Genomic DNA, 4,228 nt, shown 5'->3' on the forward strand with positions numbered 1-4,228 from the left:
AGGTCGGGCAGATCGAACGGTTTGGGCAGATAATCATAGGCCTCGGCCTCGGCGGCCTTGATCGCGGTCATGATGGTATTTTGCGCAGAAATCACAATCACCGGCAGGCCGGGGCGATCCTGTGCAATCTTTGGCAGCATCTCAAGGCCATTGCCGTCGGGCATCACCACGTCCGAGATGACGACATCGCCTTTGCCCTCGCCGACCCACCGCATCAGCGTGGTCAGGCTTGATGTGGCATGTACCTTGCACCCGGCCCGTGTCAGCGCCTGCGTCAGAACGGTGCGGATAGTGCGGTCGTCATCGGCGACCAGAACTGTACCATCCATTTTATATCTCCTGTTGGGGTGCAAGGGGGGCAATTTGCGCGGTGCCCGTTTGCGCAGTGTCAGCGCGGGGCAGCGAAATGCGGAAAACTGTTTTGCCGGGGACCGAATTGACCGAAATCCAGCCATCGTGATCGGAAATGATCTTGCTGACCAAGGCAAGGCCAAGACCGGTGCCGTTCTCGCGGCCCGACACAAACGGTTCGAAGATGTCAGCGCGGATGCCTTCGGGCAGACCGGGGCCATCATCAATCACCTCGATCTGCAAGGGCAACGACTGGCCGGTCCCATCAGAGCGGCGCATGCGAAACGAATGTTCGTAATAGCTGTGCAGACGGATTGTGCCGCCTTGATCGCCCGCCGCTTCGGATGCGTTTTTCAACAGGTTCAAAATCACCTGCAACAACTGATCCTTGTCGCCCAAGGCATGGGGCAAGGACGGATCGTAATCTTCGATGATCCGCATGCGTGCCCCGAACCCCAGCAACGCAGAGCGGCGGGCGCGGTCCAAAACATCATGCAGGTTCATTGAACTGCGTTCGGGCGGCAACAGATTGCCGAACTGTTCAACCTGTTCGAGCAGTTTCACGATCCTGCGCGATTCCGCGACGATCAGATCGGTTAGCTCAAGGTCTTCGGCGTTCAAATTCATGCTGAGCAATTGCGCCGCGCCGGTGATGCCTGCCAGCGGGTTCTTGATCTCGTGGGCCAGCATCTCGGCCATGCCGATTGCCGATTTAGCCGCCGATTTCACCGAATTGTTCTGGGTCATGCGCCCGGCAAGTTCGCGCGGGGTGATCATCATGATCATCTTGCCCTCGGTCCCTGCCAAGGCGGCCAGATGCAGGGCGCATTGCAAAGGTGCGCGCTGGCCGCTGCCGACATCCACGTCATTGACGAACAACGGTGTCCCGTTCTCGCGCGCGCGGGCAAAGCCTTCCTCGAGCGGGGCATCAACGGCGACCATATCCCAGACCGGCATGCCCTTGGCGGATTTGGCCGATGCGTTCAGGAACCCCTCTGCTTCGGAGTTCATGTCCAGTATTTTGTCATCGGGCCCGATCAGCACCGCAGGGACCGGCAGTGAACTGAAGATCGTATTATCATCCATTATGCGGCCACCAAATCATGGCCGGGGTGCATGGCCGAAGGGATCAAGGTTTGAACGGTCTGCACATCAGCGGCCGTCAGGATTGACCGGCGCAAATCACGCGGCGTGGCGCAAAGGTCCATGTACCAGCCCAGATGTTTACGCGCGGCGCGCAGGCCGATTGTGACCCCGTAAAAGCGGATGATTTCATCGTAGTGATCGCCAACCATGCGCGCAAAATCAGCGCCTTGCGGCACGACCGGCGCAGGCGTGCCATACAGCTGATGGGCGATTTCCGCCAAGATCCAAGGTCGCCCTTGTGACCCGCGCCCGACCATCACCCCGTCGGCACCCGACTGCCTTAGCGCCAAGCGGGCGGTGTCACTGCTTATGATATCACCATTGGCAATAACCGGCACAGACACGGCATCCTTGACCTTGGCGATCGCAGCCCAGTCCGCCGAGCCTTTGTAGAACTGGCAGCGCGTGCGTCCGTGGATGGTGATCATCGTGATGCCAGCGGCCTCGGCGGCGGCGGCGATCTGGGGCGCATTCAGCATTGCGTCATCCCAGCCAAGGCGAGTTTTCAGTGTCACTGGTATTTTGACGGCATTCACCACCGCTTCGATCAGGGTTAGGGCGTAATCGGGCGTGCGCATTAGCGCAGAGCCGGAATAGCCTTGGGTGACCTTCTTGGCCGGACAGCCCATGTTGATGTCGATAATGCGCGCGCCTTGGGCTTCGACCATGCGGGCGGCTTCGGCCAGGGGGGCGGCTTGGCGACCGGCAAGTTGCACGGCGGTCCCTTCGATGCCCAACCCCAGTTCTGCTTTTTCTCGGGTGCCGGGGCGCGCATTAATCATGTCTTCGCTGGCGACCATTTCAGACACCACCAGACCCGCCCCAAAGGACGCGACCAGGTTGCGGTAGGGTAAATCTGTGATCCCCGCCATGGGTGCCAGCAAAACAGGCGGGTTGAGAGTAAAAGGCAGATCAGGCAGGGCCAAAACGCTTAATCCTTGTGCAGTTGTCCTTGGTGTATCCCCCTGTTGGGGTGAACTCAACAAATCCAGCGCAGATTGCGAGGATTTTGCGCGCCCTGTGCTTAATTTTCAGGCAGTTATTGCAGGGCGTTGCGCCTGACCACGTCAATGCGTAGAAATATCGTACAAAACAAGGGGGGCCACGCATGACAATACCGCCAAGAATTGCCGCTTTGATCGTTGCCGCCGGGAGCGGCACCCGCGCTGGCGGTCCCGTGGCAAAACAGTGGCAAGAGCTTTGCGGTAAACGGGTGATCGACCATAGTCTGGCAGCGTTTCAACGCCATCCGGCGATCAGCCAGATCATCATCGTCCTAAGCCCGTCTGATATGGCCCATGCGCCGGAATTTGCGGCACAGGGCTGTGTCATCGCGCAAGGCGGCGCAAACCGCGCAGAATCGGTGCGCAACGGTCTGGCTGTTATGGTGGCGGATCAGGTGTTGATCCATGATGCGGCCCGTCCGTGTGTTTCTGCCCAAGTGATTGATGCGGTGATCGACGCCCTAGGGGATGGGCCTGCCGCAGCCCCCGGCCTGCCCGTCACCGACGCGCTTTGGCTGGGCGAAGATGGCGAAGTCGCAGGCACCCAAGACCGGACCGCGCTGTTTGCCGCCCAGACACCGCAGGGCTTTGATGCGGCTGCGATCCGGCTGGCCCATTCAACATTCGACGGCATTGCCGCCGATGACGTCGAAGTGGCGCGTGCGGCGGGAATGGCCGTTGCCATCACCCCCGGCAGCGCCGATAACCTGAAAATCACCGTGCCGGGCGATCTGACCCGCGCAGCCCGCATATTGGAGACCGCATTGGATATTCGCACAGGCAACGGCTTTGACGTGCACGCCTTTGGCCCCGGCGATCACGTGACCTTGTGCGGCGTGAAAATACCGCATGATCAGGGGCTTGTGGGCCACTCTGATGCTGATGTGGGGATGCATACGGTGACGGATGCGATTTACGGCGCGCTTGCGATGGGCGATATCGGCCAGCATTTTCCGCCCAGTGATCCACAGTGGAAAGGCGCTGAAAGCCACATTTTCCTAAGCCACGCAGCGGGTCTTGCCCGCAGCCAAGGGTTCACCCTGACCCATGTCGATTGCACGTTGATTTGCGAATATCCCAAGGTCGGCCCCCATGCGGCCGAAATGAGGCGCGTGATGGCTGAATATCTCGGGCTTGAAATCGCGCGGGTGTCGGTCAAGGCGACCACATCGGAACGGCTTGGCTTTACCGGTCGCGGCGAAGGCATCGCCTGCATGGCCACAGCAACATTGGTGAAACTATGAAACTTGCGAAACTGATCGGCACTGTTCTGGGCGTTGGATATATCCGCCCTGCCCCCGGCACCTGGGGGTCGCTTGTCGCGCTGCCTTGGGGGTGGTTGCTGCATGTCATTGGCGGATTTCCGTTGCTGGTTGTCGGCATCATCGTCGCCTTTGCGGGCGGCTGGTGGGCGACGGCGCAGATGACCGCTGGTTCCGACGATCATGACCCCTCCGAAATCGTGATCGACGAGGTTGCAGGCCAGTGGATAGCGCTTTTGCCGCTAAGCTATGCGGCGTGGTCAATGGGGTTGAACATCCTTGTGATGTGGCCGGGCTGGATTGCTGCGTTTGCCTTGTTTCGCTTGTTCGACATCTGGAAACCGCTGCTGGTGGGCTGGGCTGACCGGCGCGGTGATGCGTTGGGTGTGATGCTGGACGATGTGATTGCCGGAATCTTTGCGCTGATCTGCGTGATCGCATTGGCGGGTCTGTATCATGGCCTTC

Annotated in this window: 5 protein-coding genes; 2 read left to right on the plus strand and 3 right to left on the minus strand. The window is 60.0% G+C overall.

Translation table 11 applies throughout. The features are described 5' to 3' along the window. The 3 genes from ABYT07_RS19365 to dusB all read right to left on the minus strand — a co-directional run. A partial coding sequence (locus tag ABYT07_RS19365; protein WP_372993656.1) for a response regulator occupies nt 1-329 on the minus strand: 329 nt, incomplete at its 3' end. A 1-nt stretch (nt 330) separates the two neighbouring features. Then, nucleotides 331-1,437, minus strand: a complete 1,107-nt coding sequence (locus ABYT07_RS19370) for a nitrogen regulation protein NR(II) (protein ID WP_372993657.1) — start codon at nt 1,435-1,437, stop codon at nt 331-333. Further along, a complete protein-coding gene (dusB, locus tag ABYT07_RS19375; RefSeq protein ID WP_372993658.1) occupies nt 1,437-2,423 on the minus strand; it encodes a tRNA dihydrouridine synthase DusB in 987 nt (328 codons plus the stop codon). Before dusB ends, ABYT07_RS19370 begins: the two co-directional genes overlap by 1 nt. A gap of 182 nt (nt 2,424-2,605) precedes the next feature. Here dusB and ABYT07_RS19380 point away from each other — a divergent pair, with 182 nt between their 5' ends. Both ABYT07_RS19380 and ABYT07_RS19385 read left to right on the plus strand, forming a co-directional pair. Continuing rightward, nucleotides 2,606-3,745, plus strand: a complete 1,140-nt coding sequence (locus ABYT07_RS19380) for a bifunctional 2-C-methyl-D-erythritol 4-phosphate cytidylyltransferase/2-C-methyl-D-erythritol 2,4-cyclodiphosphate synthase (RefSeq protein ID WP_372993659.1) — start codon at nt 2,606-2,608, stop codon at nt 3,743-3,745. Further along, nucleotides 3,742-4,228 (plus strand): phosphatidylglycerophosphatase A (locus tag ABYT07_RS19385; RefSeq protein ID WP_372993660.1); only part of this gene is annotated, 487 nt, incomplete at its 3' end. The genes ABYT07_RS19380 and ABYT07_RS19385, both read left to right, overlap by 4 nt.

This window comes from Sulfitobacter sp. (assembly GCF_041552635.1).
In the GTDB taxonomy this organism is placed as follows: Bacteria; Pseudomonadota; Alphaproteobacteria; order Rhodobacterales; family Rhodobacteraceae; genus Sulfitobacter.

Excerpts from the sequence above, each read along its gene's own strand:
- ABYT07_RS19380 (WP_372993659.1), top strand. The coding sequence starts at position 2,606 with ATGACAATACCGCCAAGAATTGCCGCTTTGATCGTTGCCGCCGGGAGC.
- ABYT07_RS19370 (WP_372993657.1), bottom strand. The coding sequence starts at position 1,437 with ATGGATGATAATACGATCTTCAGTTCACTGCCGGTCCCTGCGGTGCTG.